Origin of the sequence: Campylobacter curvus, from assembly GCF_013372125.1 — a bacterium.
GTDB classification, from domain to species: Bacteria; Campylobacterota; Campylobacteria; order Campylobacterales; family Campylobacteraceae; genus Campylobacter_A; species Campylobacter_A curvus.
The window spans coordinates 1,555,105-1,571,400 of sequence record NZ_CP053826.1 but is presented as its reverse complement, the minus strand read 5'-3'; the positions used below and the strand labels follow the sequence as shown (position 1 = coordinate 1,571,400).

Sequence of the window (16,296 nt, the reverse complement as noted above, 5' to 3'; positions counted from 1 at the left end):
CTAATTAGACCTTGTTGAATTTAAACAAACGAAATAGCGAAAATTTCAGGCTTTGCTATCTTTTTTATCTCGTCTTTAGCCATCGCTAGATTTTTAGCTCCATAAATTTTAAGCGTATGGCCGGTAAATTCAAACCCGAGCTTAGCCGCCGCGCAGTTTATATTAAGCGCTTTTGCGAGCGAGAGCATAAAGCTTAACCATCTTATGCATTCTGGTTTTGGGAGTAAATTTTTATATCGCTCGAATTCATAAATGATCTTTTTGCCGTTAGTGCCGATTATCGCTGCGATCAGCGCCTTTTGCTCGTGTGAAAATCCGAAATTTAAGCCATTTAGGATGATGTATGCCGAGTTTTTGTGATCCCCGTAAAATCCTATGTCTTGCCCGACATTGTAAAGCTTTGAGGCCACTAGCAATGCGTTTAGATGCTCATCTTTTAGCTTGTGGATCTTGCTTAGGGACAAAAATATCTCTTTTGCATATCTTGTGACGGCTTTGTTGTCCGTGAGCATAAAGCGATCTTGCAGGCTTTTTACGCTCGGGTTAAAATTTTGCGGGAATTTCATGCTAGGGCGCAAGAAGTCGCTCAAAAATACACCCTCCCTCACACCAACGCCGCTCGTGTAGATGTTTTTGGCCTCAAGTGCGCCGCTAATCGCTAAAAATATATGCGCCCCTTCGCGTATCGTATCGTATCTGTCCTTTTTGATCGGGAATTTATTGAGCTCCAAAACGCTCGAGTCGGCGATGCTTTGGATGAAATTTTTTTGCTCGCTAAGCTTATAGCAAAAGCCGTGAAGCGTCGCTAACGGATAGCCTGAGCCGCTCATTATGGCGCCTGAGATGGCCCTTAGGCTTCCGCCGATGGCTATCAAATTTTGGCATTTGAAATTTGCAGGTATTTTTGCCGTGATTTGCGCCAGGAAGTTTGGCAGTTTGGCGGTATTTTTACTGTCAAAAAATAGCTCCTTTACACGCACCGTGCCCACGTCGAGCGATATGGTATCGACGATTTTGCCGCCGCTTATGCGGGCTAGCTCGGTCGAGCCGCCGCCGATATCTATCGTGACGCCCTCATCTAGGGGACATAGCAGATTTTTGGCTGCGATCGCTCCGTAAGTGGCCTCGGCTTTGCCGTCGATGACCCTTATGCCGATGCCCAGTTTTTTACGTATCATCGAGATGAACTGAGCGGAATTTGGCGCATCTCTAAGTGCTGAGGTGCCGACGCATAAAATTTTGGTGCATTTGTAGCTTTTTGAGATATTTTTAAATTCCGCTAGCGCTTCATACGCTTTTTGCATCGATTTTTCGGATATTTCGTTGCTACTATCATAGCCACCTTCGCCTAGGCGCACGCGCATTTTGTATTCGCCCAGTATGAAAAACGCCCAGCGAGAAGTGCGCTCAAATATCGCCATTCGCATGGAATTTGAGCCTAGATCTATTACAGCGGTGCGTTTTGCCATGAAATTTCCTAATTGATTTTTATAGGTAGTGTGAGGGTAGAGACCGCGCCGCTTTTGCCGTCCTTGCGGTTTTTGATAGCGACGCTACCGCCAAGAGCTTGCGCCGCTCCCTTTGCTAGAAATAGCCCAAGCCCGGCTCCGCCTTTATCGCCAAATCTTTTAAACGGCGCAAAAAGGTCCTTACTCTCGTCGATACCGATACCTTCGTCGATAACCTCGATGATGAAGCTGTTTTTTTCGGTCCTTGAAAGGATAGTGATATTTGAGTCCTTGGGTGAAAATTTTATAGCGTTTTGGACGAAATTTTGTATGACGTGAGTGAGTAGCGTGGTTTGGATCTTCATGTTTAAAATTTCAGGCTGCAGGGACATGATGATGTTCTTTTCTTCTGCGCGAGCCAAAATTTGAAAGTTGTTGCCAAGTTTGTTTAAAAAGCCTATGATGTCTGTATTTACGGGCTCTTCAAACTGCGCTCCCTCCTGGCGTCCGATCTCTAGCACCGAGCTTATCATGCTGTTCATATTGTTTATCGCTTCGTTGTTCGATCTTAGCGCTTCGATATATTTTTCGCTCTCTCTTGTTTTTATGAGGGTCACTTCGTTTTTGGTCTTCATGACGGCAAGCGGCGTTTTCAACTCGTGCGCAACGCCGACAAAAAGCTCTTTTTGATACTCTACGAACGTTTTGATACGCAATATGAGCTTATTTATGCTGTTGCCAAGCGGGTAAAATTCATCAGGCAGGCTTTTGATATCTATCTCTTTTAAAAATTTCTCGTCAAGCTTTGTCAGCTTCGCAGACAGCGTTCTTATAGGTAGCAGAAGCATCCTTGATAAAAATAGTGCGTAAAAAAGCACGAGCAGTATCGCCGTGGCATTTACGATGATGATGTCTACGAAAATTTGCTCGACGATCTTGCTTTGCAATGTCGTCTCTTTTTTAAGTATCATATAAGAATCATCATCGATATATGGATGCGCTAGCGTAGTAAAGCTTTGCTCTCCATTTTGAAATAGCGAGAAATAGGGCTTTTTCTGAGTAAGCTGACCTTGCTTTATTTGCACTAAGGTTTCGGTTTGATTTGGCTCTTGTATGATGAAATTTTGCAAATTTAAAGGATTGTATTTTTGAGGATTGGTTATTATTTGGTTAGCTTCGTGGCTGAGCTCTTGGATGACCGTCTCAAAGACGGTGACCCTGATGTAGTAATATAACATTACTGAAATAACTGCAATCAGCATCATCGATGCGGAGGCTAATTGCAGTATAAATCTATTTCTTAAGCTTTTTTGGGAAAGCAAAATCTATATCCGCGTCTTCTTACTGTTTCGATAGTTGAGATATTTAGCGGTTTGTCCATTTTTTGGCGGATTTGATTGATCGCTACTTCGATCACGTTTGGAGTGACTAGCTCAGGCTCTTCCCAGATGGCGTCAAGGAGTTGCTCTTTAGAGACGATCTGATCGGAGTGGCGAGCAAGGTGTGTCAAGACCTCGAACGGCTTGCCTTTTAGCTCGATGTCACGGCCAAGATATGTGATCTTTTCCTCGTCAGGATTGATTATAAGATCGTCGATTTTTATGATGTTGGTGCCGCCAAATCTTAGTCTGGCCTCTAGGCGCGCTACCAAAACATCAAAGTCAAACGGTTTTCTAATGTAGTCATCCGCTCCGGCGCGAAGCGCTTTTATCTCGCTGTCTTTGTCGTCTTTTGCAGAGATCACGACTACTGATGTGCGTGGAGATTTATGTTTTATGACGTTTATGAGATCGACTCCGTCACCGTCTGGGAGCATCCAGTCTGTCAAAACCAGGTCGTAATTTCTTATGCCGATGTAGTATTCGGCATCCTTGAAATTCTCCGAGCTATCCGTCTGGTAGCCGAATTCTTGCAGCCCCTCTGCAATCGTCTTGTTTAGCGTCACTTCGTCTTCTACTATCAAGATACGCATTTTTTTTCCTTAAACTAAAATTTGTAGGGGATTATATCATAAATTAAGCAGGACTTCAAGATACTTTAATAAATTTTTAATAAACGGATTCTATTTTCGCACCGACCGTCGCATTTTTCAGGATTTCGATTTTTAAAATTTCTAAATTTAAGGAAATCAGATCCTTAAAATTTTCTTTTAAAGCCTTTGAAGTAGCTTCAAGCGACTCTTCGACACTTTTAAATTTTCGCTCGTTGTAAAATTTTTCTATAAATTCTATCACGCTGACATAGTCGATGAATCCGCTACTGCAAAAACTGGCGTTCATACGCACTTTTTGAGGAGTAATGCGCTCAAAGTCAAGCATCCCGATGATCGTTTCAAACTCATGATCTTTGATGAGCGTCGTGATTTTTTGGCTCATATCACTTTTTGTTCCGTCCCGCTTAATAGGCGCTTGATATTTGGTAGGTGTTTATAAACTACCAAAAATGCGATGATCAAAAGCGGTGCATGGCTATGGATGCCGTTCATATCAGGATGCAAGATGAAGCTAGCGATGATGAGCGCCGCAAGCGCACCAAGCGAGGCAAGGGAGCTTATCTTTAAAATTTTACCGATCAAAAACCACGCCAGAAGGGCTATCGCGATCTCGATAGGCAAAAAGCAGGCTATCACGCCAGCACCCGTTGCTACACCTTTACCTCCTTCAAATTTCAAAAATGGCGAGAAGCAGTGTCCGACTACGCTAAGCACCGCCATACCCCAAAGCACGCTTTGGCTAACATCGAAGGCGCGAGCGATCAAGATAGGCGCTACGCCTTTTAGGACGTCAAAAACGACAGTCAAGACGGCTATTTTTTTGGCGAGTTTTGGATCGTGCTGCTTTAATACGCGTAAAACGTTTGTCGCACCGATACTGCCGCTACCCTCGGTAGTTATATCCACTTTGGCGAAAATTTTGCCAAATATCAGTCCGAACGGCACTCCGCCGAGCAAATAAGCTATCAAATAAAGCATCAAATTTTCATTCATTTTTTACCTTTATGCGTTTAAAAATCGTGATGATAGTAAAATTTCACTGACGTTTTTTAAATCATCTCCACAAAAGCACGACTTTCTCGTCATAAATATCGCTCTTTTTGGGTGAAATTTGCACCTCGTTTAGCGTGATATTTTTGATGTCGTTAGCCTCTTTTAGCGCCTGCGCTTGCTGCTCGAAAGAGCCTGTCAGCTCGTCTATTTGCGCGTTTATCTCATTTACGCTTTGCTCGCTTAGCTTCACGTCGCTTCGCTCTTTTAGCACGCGGTTTGCGCTTCTTGCGCTTGAGGCGATCTTAGTGGCATTTGAGCGTGAAAGCAGTTTGTTGCCAAAAAGCGCGCCTATGATGCTGGCACCGATATTTATCGCCACATCCAGCCCGCTTGCGGTCATATCTTTTTGCTCTTTATCAAGCTTGACTAGGGCTTTGTTCAGCTTTTCTTCGAGTTTAGCCTTTTCTTTTTCAAATTTTGCCGTAAGCTCGGCGGTTTTTTCCTCTAAAATTTCATTGCAGCGATCTTGTAAACGCACGAAAAACTGCTCTTTATCCTCTGTCGGTTTTGAGCTGATGCCCATCGCCTCGAAAATTTCAAGTTTATAATTTCTAAATACGAATTCCTTAAAATCGCGTTTTATATCGTTGAAATTTTTAGCGTTTGCCACAAAGCCGGGCAAAATTTCATAGCTGGCGTCCTCCTTGGCGTCAGTCCTTAAATTTAGCTCGGTATCTTCGCTAGCTTGCGTCCAGTCCGCGCTCTTGTCGTTTTCGTCCAGTGCGTAAATATATGAAATTTGCTTCACCGCATCGATGCCTTTTTTTGTGTCGTAAAAGCGCACTTTGGCGGTAGCCAGTAAATTTGGGGTCAAAATTTCGCTCGCTTGGGCGCTGTAAATTTGCTCGATCTCGTTTGATAGTATCGGCTTTGGCGCGCTTTTTAGATCTGCTTTTTTAGCTTTTATGGCTTGCAGGCCGTCTTTTTTCTCTCGCATCAAATTTGAAATTTGCTCGTGGCTTAAAGGACCTTTTAGATAGCTTAACGCCCAGCGCGTGCCGATGATGTTTAGACCGTCTTCGTTGATGTTTTTGAGCAAAAAGCTTCGCTTGGCTAAATTTGAGATCATATTTTCAAGCTGCGCCTTATTTGCCGCTGAGCCCGAGATACCGGTAAGGCCGTCTATCACGCGAGCCTTGTCCTGTGCGGTTTGGAGCCTGCCTATAAACCACGTGCCGATGTTGCTAAGGCCTTTGTAGTCAAGATCGACCGGGTTTTGAGTGCTCAAAACGCAGCCTATGCCAAAAGCGCGGGCTTGTTTTAAGAGCGTTAGCATCGGCGTTTTGGACGGCGGATTGCCATTTGGCGGGAAAAAGCCGAAAATTTCATCCATGTAAAGGATCGCTCTTAGCGAGCTCGTGCCCTCGGTCGTTCGCATCCAGGCGATGATCTCGTTTAGAAGAAGCGTCACGAAAAACATCCGCTCGCTATTGCTTAGGTGCGAGATGGTGAAGATATTGCATTTTGCCTTGCCGTTTTCGTCAAAGAGCATCTTTGAGATATCAAGCTTCACACCCTCGCTCCAGCCCTTGAAACTAGGGCTTGCTATGAGCGTGTTTATCTTCATAGCAAGCTTCATACGCTGATCGCCGGGATAAAAAGTATCTACGTCAAATACGCCGATCTTTTTAAATGGAGGATTGGCGATGAAGCCGATTAGCTCCTCTAGCGTGACATCGCGACCTTCTTTAAATTTCGCATCAAATATGCTAGCTACTAAAAGCTGCTCTTTTGAGCTCATATCCTCGTCGTTTATGCCGATCAAAGATAGCACCGAAGCGGCGAGCGAATTTATATAGTTGCTAAAGCTCTCCTCGTCGCTTAAATTTGGGCGGGCAAAGTCGCTAAGCAAGGCTACACCCACGCCGGCGGAGCTTTTTGGTGTGTAGATAGTAAGATCGACACTGTCTTTTAAAAGCTTCACGCGTTCTAAATTTTGATAGCTCGCCTCTATGCCCTCTCTCCAAATTTCACTCTCTTTTTTGGCGCACTCATCTACGCTTAGTCCCTTATTTGCCGCCTCGTTTTCATCGATATAAGGTCGAAAATCATCAGCGCTCATATCGGGGAAGGTGAGGGCTAAATTCGTCATATCTCCCTTAGGATCGATGATGATGGAGGGAATGTTGTCTATGCAGGCCTCTTCTAGTAAAGTGATACCAAGCCCGGTCTTACCGCTACCGGTCATGCCGATGATAGCTGCGTGAGTCGTGAGGTCTTTGTTTTTATAAAAAAACGGCTCTTTGTCTTTTAGGCCGATGTAAAAGAGCTTTAAATTTTCTTGTATGCTTTTCATTTGACGTCCTTATTGATAGAGGCTGATGCGCGCTCGCAGCTCGTCTAGCGTCTCTTGGACGCGTGCACTCGTAAATTCCTGCACTATTTGACTCTCGCCGATTATTTGCATGCAGTATCTGATGTAGCCTTTGTATGCCAGCTCGGTAATGAGGCGTAGCTTTAGATGGACGTTTTGTGGCGTAGTTTGAGGTATCATAAGCTCGAAAAACGCTTCTATGTCTTCGCCGTCTTTAAAGTCCGCTGACTCGGAGCTAAGCACGCTAAGCCCGCCGTCAGAGATATCGTAGAGGTTGCCGTGAAGCTCGGCTCTATCGTTTTTTAGTAGGACTTTTGTAAATTTGTTCGGATGGACGCGCTGGAATTTTCGCAGATTCGCGTTCATTTTGGATATGCGGGAGAAATTTGAAAGTGTCACGCTTTTATCGGCTATGCTAAAGTCCGAGATGTCCGATTTTAGATGCTTGGGGAAATATTCGTTTGGCAGGATGAAGCCGTTACCCTCTTGCTTCATAGCTAAAATCTGCATGATATCTACGCCAAAGACTACACTGTCTTCTTGCACGTCTAAAATTTGCGCCTCGTGTTTTATATTGACTCCGTCGTATAAATTTAGAAATTCAGGCTTTGCTTTGGCTGTTTTCATCCGCGAAAATGTGTTTATAGGATCTTCAAATAAAAACGAATTCGTTTGGTCCATCGCTACATAGCTCGTTTCATCCTTTGGCGAGGCGTGATTTAGGATGTCTGTTAGGCGTTCTACGGCGTAGATGAAGTAGCTTAGGTGTATGGGGTTTTGATGACAGTCGTTAAATTTTAAGATCAAATTTAAAAATATGAAATTTAAAAGATCGCTGCGTTCACACTTCCCTTTGACCGCATTTTCGAGCTCTTTATAAAGTGACTGTGCGTTTGGATCTTGCAGTAAAAGCGAGTCAAATATATTTTCAAGCGCTGCTTTTAGTTGCTCGTTTGAAACGTCCAAATTTGCCCTTTTGCAAAAATTCACGCCGTCATTTATAAAGTCGCTTTTAAAATTTGAGATGATCTCCGTGCAGCTTGTAGCAAGCTCTTGTCGTCCTTTGAATTCCATAAATTTCTCCAAATCGATTATTCATGAAATGGTATCATATTGAAATTTATATTAAAGATTTATTTGGTGAATTTGGTTTAAAAGGCGGAGAGCTCCGCCTTTTTTATTAAAGTTTGTTTTCGTTGTGTGAAAGATAGTTGGCTACGCCCTCGGTGCTTGGCTTCATGCCCTCATCACCTTTGTGCCAGCCTGCAGGGCAAACCTCGCCGTGCTCGTTCGTAAATAGCATCGTATCGACCATACGGATCATCTCGTCGATGTTTCTACCTAGCGGAAGGTCGTTGATGACTGCGTGGCGGACAGTGCCGTCTTTGTCTAGCAAAAATGAGCCGCGAAGTGCGACACCGGCGTCCTCAAGAAGCACATCAAAACCGCGAGCGATAGATTTTGTCATATCGGCAACTATCGGGAAGCGCACTTTGCCGATACCACCTTTATTTACCGGAGTTTCTTTCCATGCGAAGTGTGAGAATTGATTGTCGCATGAAACACCGATTACTTCGATACCACGAGCCTTGAATTCGTCATATCTTTTGTCAAACGCGATGATCTCGCTTGGGCAAACGAAGGTGAAGTCCATCGGGTAGAAAAATACGACCGCGCCCTTCTCACCGATATTTTTATATAGGTTGAAATCATTTACGATTTGATTGTTGCCTAAAACTGCTGCAGCTGTGAAATCAGGTGCTTTTTTTGTTACTAACATTTCTGTTCTCCTTATAATAAAATTTATTAGTTGCAAAATTATATCGCTAAAACTTTAAAATAAGATAAAAATATTATAAAATTTTGCTCTATTAAAATATTTCATTGATTTTCAGCGTTCGAAGCAAAGTCAAACCTTGTGAAGCGACGCTATCGCCGCCGATTTTTACTTCGTGCTACGCACTCGTAACGAGACTTCGCTACGAGGACAGGGAAGCGGTAGCTGACCGCGTAAATCGTGCTATATGTTCGGCTACTCGCTCCCGCACAAACGCTGTTCGCGTCCGTGCCAGGTCGCTCCTGGAGCGAACAGGGTTTGCGAAGCAAGCGTCAATGATTTATTGTAACAGAACCTAAAATTTTAGATAATCGTAGTTTGTTTTGAAATTTTGATAGCCGGATTTGGTGAGATTTTATATTTTGGCTAAATTTCAAATTTGATCGAAATTTTTGCCACCGAATTTTAATATAGCCGAGCCCCAGGTGAAGCCACCTCCAAAGGCGTCAAGCAGTAAGGTCGAGCCATTTTTGATGCGACCGCTTTCATAAGCGTCGTTTATCGCCATCGGTATCGATGCGGAGCTCGTGTTACCGTATTTTGCTATCGTCAATGCGCACTGCTCGTCTTTAAAATCAAGGCGTTGTTTGACCGCTTCTATGATACGGATATTTGCCTGATGAGGCACGAAAAAGTCTATATCGCGGCTTGTCATATTGTTTTGTTCTAAAATTTCGATGACGCTTTTTGTCAGTGTTTGAACGGCGATCTTAAAGACCTCGTTGCCGGACATATGTATGAAATTTAGCCTTTTTGCCAGCGTTTCATCGCTGGCCGGATATGCGCTGCCACAGCCAGGAGTTATCAAAAGATGCGACTGTGTCCCGTCGCTTGCGGTGTGGATATCGATTATCTCGTTTTCATCACTTGCGCTGATGATCGCCGCACCGGCGCCATCTCCAAAAAGTATGCAGGTGCTTCTATCGGTGTAATCGACTACCGAGCTAAGCTTCTCGGCCCCCACGATCAAAACATTTTTTTTCGCTCCGCTTTTAATCAATGAATTTGCAAGCTGTAAAAGATAGATGAACCCCGTGCAGGCCGCACTTATATCAAATGCCGTTATGCCGTAGTTCAGGCCTAAATTTGCGGCTATCTTACAAGCGGTGGATGGCATACAAAGATGATCCGGTGACATCGTAGCACAGATGATCGCATCTATTTGGGACTTTTCTAATCCTGCCCGTTTTATGGCTAGTTTGGCGGCTTTAGTGCCAAGACCGCTCGTTATCTCGCCTTCTGCGATATGGCGCTCTTTTATACCTGTGCGTTTTACGATCCATTCATCGCTTGTGTCGACCATCTTTTCAAGATCGAAATTCGTTAAAATTTTTTTAGGAACGTATGAAGCTATGGATATCAGCGAAGCTTTTAGCATATTTTATCTTGCAAAATGCGAGAGTTCTTCTTCGATAACTTTATTGATGTTTGAATTCGCAAAATTTATCGCTTGGAATATCGCATTTTTTATGGCCTTGGAATTGCTTTTGCCGTGACTTATGATGACACAGCCGTTTATGCCAAGTAGTGGTGCGCCGCCGTATTCATCGTAGCTGACTTGTTTTTTCAGTGTTCTAAAGACCTTTTTCATCAAAACTGAGCCAGCGATCGCAAGAGGCGATTTTTTGACCTGTTTTTTGATGATCTTGCCTATCGCATCGGCTACGCCTTCGCTAGTTTTTAAAAGGATGTTGCCTATAAATCCGTCGCAGACTATGACATCTACGCTTCCGTCAAAGACTTGATTCCCCTCGGCATTACCTACGAAGCTGTCAAGCCTTGAGACAAGCTCGAAAGCCTCTTTGCTCACCTCGTTGCCTTTGCAGGACTCTTCACCGTTTGACAAAAGACCTACGCGAGGGAGTTTGCGATTTAAAATTTCTTTAGCGTAGGCTTCGCCCATCACTGCAAACTGAAATAAATGTTCGCTCCTACAATCCACATTCGCCCCGACATCAAGAACAAGAGTCGTGGACTCTTTAGAATTTGGCATCAAGGTAGCTATAGCAGGACGTGCGACATTTTTGAGTCTGCCGACTCTTAGTGTGGCTAGGCTCATTGTCGCACCGCTATGTCCTGCGGAAACGACTGCATCTACCTCTTTGTTTTTCAAAAGCTCTATCGCTTTATAGATGCTGCTCTCTTTACGTTTTAAAGCGTCCGTAGCGCCCTCGGCCATAGAAATGACTTCAGCCGCCTCTAAAAAAGTGATATTTTTTAGATACACTTCAGGTATGAGTGGTTTTATGGCATTGCTATCTCCGACGAGGACGGCCGAAAATTTAGTATCTTTTAGCGCTTCTATCACGCCTGCGATTATAGGCTCGGGGCCGAAGTCTCCACCCATAGCGTCAATAGCAATGCGAATCATTTTTTTAATATTCACCGGTTGTTTTGTTTATGCGATGAGGCATTTTCCATGAGCCGTCTTTATCTTTTACGGGTACTGGAAGTGTAACTTTGTAGTGTGTTCTGCGTTTTGCTGCACGAGAATGACTCACTCTTCGCTTTGGTACTGCCATTTTGTTCTCCTTTTATAAATTTCTACAATTTTCACAATAAAAATAATCGCTCTTAAAAGCTTCTAATTCACTTTTAAAAACTTCGTTTAAATCGATATCTCCGTCAAAAAATTCCATCGTATCGCTAAGTTCGTTCTCTTTATCGACATAAACACCGTCGCTTAAAACAAGCTTGATGTCTTGATCGACTGGTAGCGTCATTTCACATCCGCATCTATCGCAGATATATGAAATTTCGCCTTTCATTTTGCCGAGGCATTCGACAAGCTTGGGATCAAGCCTCTTTAAAATTCCACTAAAATTTAAATTTTTATCTTTTAATTCAAAATCAATATTTTTATTTGCGACTTTCGCAAACGCTATTTTCAAAATTTGGCCCTAATCAGCAAATTTCTCTTGCTGCAAAGAAAAAATTTATCTCGTTTATAGCGTTTTCTAGGCTATCGCTTCCATGGACTGCATTTGCGTCGATACTCTCTGCAAAGTCCGCTCTGATAGTGCCAGCGGCAGCTTCTTTAGGATTTGTCGCGCCCATTAGCTCGCGGTTTTTAGCTACTGCATTTTCGCCCTCAAGCACCATGACCACGACTGGTCCGCTCGTCATGAACTCGACTAAATCGTTGAAAAACGGTCTCTCGCTATGAACGGCGTAAAACGCTTTTGCATCGCATTTGCTTAGTTTTACTTTCTTTGCAGCAGCGATCCTTAGCCCGTTGCTTTCAAATCTATCTATGATTTTTCCGACGACATTTTTCTTAACGGCATCAGGTTTGATGATAGAAAGTGTTCTTTGCATAAAATTTCCCTTAACGTTAAAGTGTTTTTAATGAAGTTGGCAATTATATCAAAAAAAGTTTAAAAATCAAATAGGCCCAAAACTTGAGCCTAAAATTTTAAGCGATGACGGCTGTCGTGCCTAAGCGTTGGTCTGCGCCGATTTGTTCACGAGATGGTTGGCCCGCTACTACGCTGTCCCATACGATACAGCCGTCGGTCGGACAGGCTGAGGCACAGGCCGGTTCGTCGTTGTAGCCGACGCACTCTACGCATTTGTTTGCATACACGTAGTATGTGTCCTCTCCTGTTGGGTTGTCACTGTCATCAACGATAGCTTCTACTGGGCATTCGTCTATGCAAGAGCCGCAGCTTATGCAAATGTCTGTGATCTTTACTGACATGGTTTCTCCTTTGAAAATTTTGTGTAGAATATCAAAAAAAGCTGAAAATGATATAAATGCACCTTCTTAATATAAAATTTTAGCTCTTAAATTTATGAAAATTTTACACCTTTTTGGCTAAAATCAAAGATTGCAAAAATTAAATTTTGCATATCAAAAAGGCTGAAAATGAATGATTTTATAAAAATAACGGGTGCGCGTGAGCACAATCTAAAAAATATAAATTTGCAAATCCCAAAAAACAAGCTCGTGGTTTTCACGGGGCTTAGCGGTAGTGGCAAGAGCACGCTTGCCTTTGACACGCTTTACGCCGAGGGGCAGCGCCGATATATTGAGAGCCTAAGCAGCTACGCGAGGCAGTTTCTCGACCGCGTCGGAAAGCCCGATGTCGATAAGATCGAGGGTCTGACACCCGCAATCGCGATAGATCAAAAAACGACGTCTAAAAACCCGCGCTCTACGGTTGGCACGATAACTGAAATTTACGACTATCTGCGCCTGCTCTACGCGCGCGTAGGTATCCAGCACTGCCACAAATGTGGCAAGCCGATCTCCAAAATGAGCGCGGCCGACATCATCAGCGAAATTTCAAAACTCCCGCAAGGTGCAAAGGTCGTGCTCTACGCCCCGCTCGTGCGAGAGAAAAAGGGCACGTGGGCGGATCTGATAGAAAATTTAAGAAACAAAGGCTTTGTGCGCGCGCAGATCGATGGCGTCATGGTGCGACTTGACGAGGAGATCGAGCTAAGCAAGACCAAAAAGCACACGATCAAAGTCGTCATCGACCGCTTAGAGGTGAGCTCCGAGAACTCCGCCCGCCTCGCCCAAGACGTGGAAAAGGCGCTTACAGAGAGCTACGGCGAGGTCGAAGTGGAGATCACAAACGCCGAAGAGCTAAATTTAAGCGAGAAATTTATACATTACAGCGAGCATATGGCGTGTTTTGACTGTAAAATTTCATTCACGCCGCTTGAACCGCTTAGTTTTAGCTTCAACTCGCCAAAGGGCGCGTGCGAGAGCTGCGATGGGCTAGGCATCAGATATAGCCTCGATCTTAGCAAGGTCATCGACGAGGAAAAAAGCATCGAAAACGGCGCGATAAAGCTGCTGTATGGCTACAATATGAGCTATTATTATAAATTCGTGCTGGCTTTTTGCGAGCAAAACGGCATCGACGTGAGCAAGCCTTATTATGAGCTAAGCGAAGATGAAAAACGGCTCGTGCTTTACGGCAACGTAAAGGAGGTCGAGTTTTTCTGGAAGCGGCACAAGATCACGCGGGCATTCGAGGGCGCGGTCAAAATCTCGCACAATCTGCTAAAAGACTACAAAGACTTTGACGAGTATATGAGCGAGAAAATTTGCTCGGCGTGCGGCGGACATCGTTTGAAGCCTCAGTCGCTCGCCGTCAAGGTCGCGGGGCGCGGGATCGGCGAAATTTTAGATATGAGTATCGAGGAAAGCACGGCGTTTTTCTCAAATAGGGCAAATTTTGAGTATTTTAGCGAGCAGGACAAGATGATCGCCGCACCGATACTAAAAGAGATAAACGAGAGGCTTTATTTTCTCTTTGATGTGGGGCTTGGCTACCTGTCTTTGGGGCGCGACGCACGCACTATTAGCGGCGGCGAAGCGCAACGTATCAGGATCGCAAGCCAGATCGGCAGCGGGCTAAGCGGCGTGATGTATGTGCTCGATGAGCCAAGTATCGGTCTGCACGAGCGCGACACGTTAAAGCTTATCAAGACGCTACGAAACCTGCAAAGCAAGGGCAACTCCGTGATCGTCGTGGAGCATGATAAAGAGACGATAAAGGAGGCTGACTTCGTCGTGGATATAGGCGAGGGAGCGGGTAAATTTGGCGGCAGCGTCATATTTGCAGGTGGCGTAAAGGAGTTGCTCTCTTCTGACACCGTGACGGCGCAGTATCTAAACGGCACGAAAACGATCGACTACCGTCAAAACCGCAAGCAAGAAAAGTGGCTGGAAATCTCAAACGTAAATATCAATAATATTAAAAATTTATCCGCGCGCTTTCCGCTGCGAAATTTAGTCGGCATCACCGGCGTGAGCGGCTCTGGTAAAAGCTCCTTGGTGCTGCAAACTCTGCTACCAGAAGCCCAAGAGCAGCTAAACCGCGCAAAGAAAGTAAAAAAGGTCGCTGGGGTAAATTTAAGCGGACTTGAAAATTTAGACAAAGTGATCTACCTCGATCAAAGCCCGATCGGACGCACTCCGCGCAGTAATCCTGCGACCTATACGGGCGTGATGGACGAGATCCGCGGACTGTTTGCGCAGACCAAGGAAGCCAAACTAAGAGGCTACAAGATCGGTAGATTTAGCTTCAACGTCAAGGGCGGACGCTGCGAAAAGTGCCAAGGAGAGGGCGAGATCACGATCGAGATGCACTTTTTGCCGGACGTAAATGTCGTGTGCGACGCATGCGGCGGCACTCGCTATAACGCGCAGACGCTAGAAATCCTATACAAAGGCAAATCGATCGCCGATGTGCTAAATATGAGCATCGACGAGGCTTTGGAATTTTTTAAAGCCGTGCCTAAAATTTATCAAAAGCTAAAAACGCTGCAAGACGTGGGGCTAGGCTACATCACTCTCGGGCAAAATGCGACCACGCTAAGTGGCGGTGAAGCCCAGCGCGTCAAACTCGCAAAGGAGCTAAGTCGCACGGACACTGGAAATACGCTATATATCCTTGACGAGCCGACCACGGGGCTACATTTTGCCGACGTTGATCGCCTCGTGCGCGTGCTACATCATTTAGTCGAGCTTGGTAACTCGGTCTTTGTCATCGAGCACAATATGGATGTCATCAAAAACTGCGACTACATCGTCGATATGGGCCCCGAAGGCGGCGCAAAGGGCGGCAAAATAATCGCTTCTGGAAATGTGAAGGACGTGGCTAAAAATTTCAAAAAGACGGGGAGCTATACCGGGGAATTTTTGGCGGGGGAACTGGTTGAGATGAAAAATTCAAAAAGTAGTTCAGTTGTATAATCTACCAAAACCCAAGATGTCGGAATTATTTGAAGAAATGGTTTGTGATCTGTTAAATTCTTTATATAATACAACGAGTTTTAGTTTGTATGGTCGCAATGGACAAATTCAAAATGGTATAGACATTATTTCTTACGAAAAGAATACTGTATGTCAATGTAAATTAAGAAATTTTGATATTAATAGCCAAAAATATAAAGCAAAATTTATTAAAGAAGTATTTGAAGATATTAATAATATTTTAAGATCAGGGAAAATGCCAAAGAATATCATTATTGCATCTACTATACAAAATGATACTATGATACAAGATTGTCTAAATAGACTAATTTTTACAAATATAGGAACAATTGAAGTTAAATTTTGGAGTTGGGAGTATATAAATAATAATATATATTTATTTAGCAATTTACTAAACAAGTATTATCCAATCAGGGATACTAACATTGAAATTGCTAATATAAAGGTATTAAATAAATCAATATATAAAAAATCTCAAAATAATAATTTCTTGTTTAAATTTCAAAATATTAAAAACAGAAACCAGCTTCCAATTTTTGATTTTAGTTTTATGAATAATACACAAAATACTATTTTGTTAAATTCAATATATGCTTTTTGTTCATTATTGCCTATAGCAAAAGCTGGATATTATGAAAAACCTGTTGGAATTTTAAAAGTTACTAAAAAATTTACACTCGATCTAAAAATTGATGATTTTAATACGGAGACTATGAATGCTATAGAAATTAAAGATCCTATTTACGCCTATCCTAAAGCACCTTTTAGAATACAAATTCAAGCTATAAAGCCAATAACTTCTTATGTAAAGATTAGATTTAAATTTGATTTTGGAAATACTACAATCATAACTCCAGATTTACTATTTAATTCTGATATTCAAATGACTTCTAGAATATTTGGTTAGTTATATTA

The 16,296-nt window shown here is 43.4% G+C and carries 16 protein-coding genes; 2 read left to right on the top strand and 14 right to left on the bottom strand.

Annotated features, from left to right (window positions below):
* Positions 1 to 20: 20 nt before the first annotated feature.
* From CCVT_RS07735 to CCVT_RS07670, 14 genes are all read right to left on the bottom strand, one after another.
* Positions 21 to 1,469 (bottom strand): Ppx/GppA phosphatase family protein, encoded by a 1,449-nt coding sequence (locus tag CCVT_RS07735; protein ID WP_018136065.1) that lies wholly within the window; start codon positions 1,467 to 1,469, stop codon positions 21 to 23.
* An 8-nt stretch (positions 1,470 to 1,477) separates the two neighbouring features.
* Entirely contained in the window at positions 1,478 to 2,710 is a 1,233-nt protein-coding gene (locus CCVT_RS07730) for a HAMP domain-containing sensor histidine kinase (protein WP_051068547.1), read from the bottom strand.
* Between the two features lie 38 nt (positions 2,711 to 2,748).
* Complete coding sequence (hsrA, locus tag CCVT_RS07725) at positions 2,749 to 3,420, bottom strand: homeostatic response regulator transcription factor HsrA (protein ID WP_009650782.1); 672 nt, start codon at positions 3,418 to 3,420, stop codon at positions 2,749 to 2,751.
* A gap of 76 nt (positions 3,421 to 3,496) precedes the next feature.
* The gene (locus tag CCVT_RS07720; RefSeq protein WP_018136067.1) at positions 3,497 to 3,823 is read right to left on the bottom strand and encodes a dihydroneopterin aldolase; all 327 of its coding nucleotides are present in this window, start codon (positions 3,821 to 3,823) and stop codon (positions 3,497 to 3,499) included.
* Positions 3,820 to 4,434, bottom strand: coding sequence for a glycerol-3-phosphate 1-O-acyltransferase PlsY (plsY, locus tag CCVT_RS07715; protein WP_018136068.1), 615 nt, complete (start codon positions 4,432 to 4,434; stop codon positions 3,820 to 3,822). Before plsY ends, CCVT_RS07720 begins: the two co-directional genes overlap by 4 nt.
* A gap of 61 nt (positions 4,435 to 4,495) precedes the next feature.
* Positions 4,496 to 6,790, bottom strand: a complete 2,295-nt coding sequence (locus CCVT_RS07710) for an ATP-binding protein (RefSeq protein ID WP_018136069.1) — start codon at positions 6,788 to 6,790, stop codon at positions 4,496 to 4,498.
* Positions 6,791 to 6,799: 9 nt separating this feature from the next.
* Positions 6,800 to 7,882, bottom strand: a complete 1,083-nt coding sequence (locus CCVT_RS07705) for a PilZ domain-containing protein (protein WP_018136070.1) — start codon at positions 7,880 to 7,882, stop codon at positions 6,800 to 6,802.
* 106 nt (positions 7,883 to 7,988) lie between these two features.
* Complete coding sequence (locus CCVT_RS07700) at positions 7,989 to 8,588, bottom strand: peroxiredoxin (protein ID WP_018136071.1); 600 nt, start codon at positions 8,586 to 8,588, stop codon at positions 7,989 to 7,991.
* Between the two features lie 430 nt (positions 8,589 to 9,018).
* Complete coding sequence (locus CCVT_RS07695) at positions 9,019 to 10,023, bottom strand: beta-ketoacyl-ACP synthase III (protein WP_018136072.1); 1,005 nt, start codon at positions 10,021 to 10,023, stop codon at positions 9,019 to 9,021.
* A 3-nt stretch (positions 10,024 to 10,026) separates the two neighbouring features.
* Positions 10,027 to 11,016, bottom strand: a complete 990-nt coding sequence (gene plsX, locus CCVT_RS07690) for a phosphate acyltransferase PlsX (RefSeq protein WP_026175411.1) — start codon at positions 11,014 to 11,016, stop codon at positions 10,027 to 10,029.
* A 4-nt stretch (positions 11,017 to 11,020) separates the two neighbouring features.
* Positions 11,021 to 11,167 carry a 50S ribosomal protein L32 gene (gene rpmF, locus CCVT_RS07685; RefSeq protein ID WP_002942540.1) on the bottom strand — a complete coding sequence of 49 codons (147 nt, stop codon included), beginning with the start codon at positions 11,165 to 11,167 and terminating at the stop codon, positions 11,021 to 11,023.
* A 12-nt stretch (positions 11,168 to 11,179) separates the two neighbouring features.
* Positions 11,180 to 11,536, bottom strand: a complete 357-nt coding sequence (locus tag CCVT_RS07680) for a DUF177 domain-containing protein (protein WP_018136074.1) — start codon at positions 11,534 to 11,536, stop codon at positions 11,180 to 11,182.
* Positions 11,537 to 11,549: 13 nt separating this feature from the next.
* Positions 11,550 to 11,963, bottom strand: a complete 414-nt coding sequence (gene ndk, locus CCVT_RS07675) for a nucleoside-diphosphate kinase (RefSeq protein ID WP_009650810.1) — start codon at positions 11,961 to 11,963, stop codon at positions 11,550 to 11,552.
* Positions 11,964 to 12,060: 97 nt separating this feature from the next.
* Complete coding sequence (locus CCVT_RS07670; RefSeq protein ID WP_018136075.1) at positions 12,061 to 12,345, bottom strand: NADH-quinone oxidoreductase subunit I; 285 nt, start codon at positions 12,343 to 12,345, stop codon at positions 12,061 to 12,063.
* Between the two features lie 168 nt (positions 12,346 to 12,513).
* On the opposite strand from CCVT_RS07670, the gene uvrA reads away from it, so the two are divergent.
* Together uvrA and CCVT_RS07660 are read left to right on the top strand one after the other, a co-directional pair.
* Positions 12,514 to 15,360, top strand: a complete 2,847-nt coding sequence (gene uvrA / locus CCVT_RS07665; RefSeq protein ID WP_018136076.1) for an excinuclease ABC subunit UvrA — start codon at positions 12,514 to 12,516, stop codon at positions 15,358 to 15,360.
* On the top strand, positions 15,353 to 16,288 hold the full coding sequence (locus CCVT_RS07660; RefSeq protein WP_018136077.1) for a hypothetical protein: 936 nt from the start codon (positions 15,353 to 15,355) through the stop codon (positions 16,286 to 16,288). Before uvrA ends, CCVT_RS07660 begins: the two co-directional genes overlap by 8 nt.
* Positions 16,289 to 16,296 lie beyond the last annotated feature (8 nt).

Bases quoted from the DNA above. Each gene is read 5' to 3' on its own strand.
- CCVT_RS07735 (WP_018136065.1), bottom strand. From the start codon at position 1,469: ATGGCAAAACGCACCGCTGTAATAGATCTAGGCTCAAATTCCATGCGA.
- CCVT_RS07730 (WP_051068547.1), bottom strand. From the start codon at position 2,710: ATGCTGATTGCAGTTATTTCAGTAATGTTATATTACTACATCAGGGTC.
- hsrA (WP_009650782.1), bottom strand. From the start codon at position 3,420: ATGCGTATCTTGATAGTAGAAGACGAAGTGACGCTAAACAAGACGATT.
- CCVT_RS07720 (WP_018136067.1), bottom strand. From the start codon at position 3,823: ATGAGCCAAAAAATCACGACGCTCATCAAAGATCATGAGTTTGAAACG.
- plsY (WP_018136068.1), bottom strand. From the start codon at position 4,434: ATGAATGAAAATTTGATGCTTTATTTGATAGCTTATTTGCTCGGCGGA.
- CCVT_RS07710 (WP_018136069.1), bottom strand. From the start codon at position 6,790: ATGAAAAGCATACAAGAAAATTTAAAGCTCTTTTACATCGGCCTAAAA.
- CCVT_RS07705 (WP_018136070.1), bottom strand. From the start codon at position 7,882: ATGGAATTCAAAGGACGACAAGAGCTTGCTACAAGCTGCACGGAGATC.
- CCVT_RS07700 (WP_018136071.1), bottom strand. From the start codon at position 8,588: ATGTTAGTAACAAAAAAAGCACCTGATTTCACAGCTGCAGCAGTTTTA.
- CCVT_RS07695 (WP_018136072.1), bottom strand. From the start codon at position 10,023: ATGCTAAAAGCTTCGCTGATATCCATAGCTTCATACGTTCCTAAAAAA.
- plsX (WP_026175411.1), bottom strand. From the start codon at position 11,016: ATGATTCGCATTGCTATTGACGCTATGGGTGGAGACTTCGGCCCCGAG.
- rpmF (WP_002942540.1), bottom strand. From the start codon at position 11,167: ATGGCAGTACCAAAGCGAAGAGTGAGTCATTCTCGTGCAGCAAAACGC.
- ndk (WP_009650810.1), bottom strand. From the start codon at position 11,963: ATGCAAAGAACACTTTCTATCATCAAACCTGATGCCGTTAAGAAAAAT.
- CCVT_RS07670 (WP_018136075.1), bottom strand. From the start codon at position 12,345: ATGTCAGTAAAGATCACAGACATTTGCATAAGCTGCGGCTCTTGCATA.
- uvrA (WP_018136076.1), top strand. From the start codon at position 12,514: ATGAATGATTTTATAAAAATAACGGGTGCGCGTGAGCACAATCTAAAA.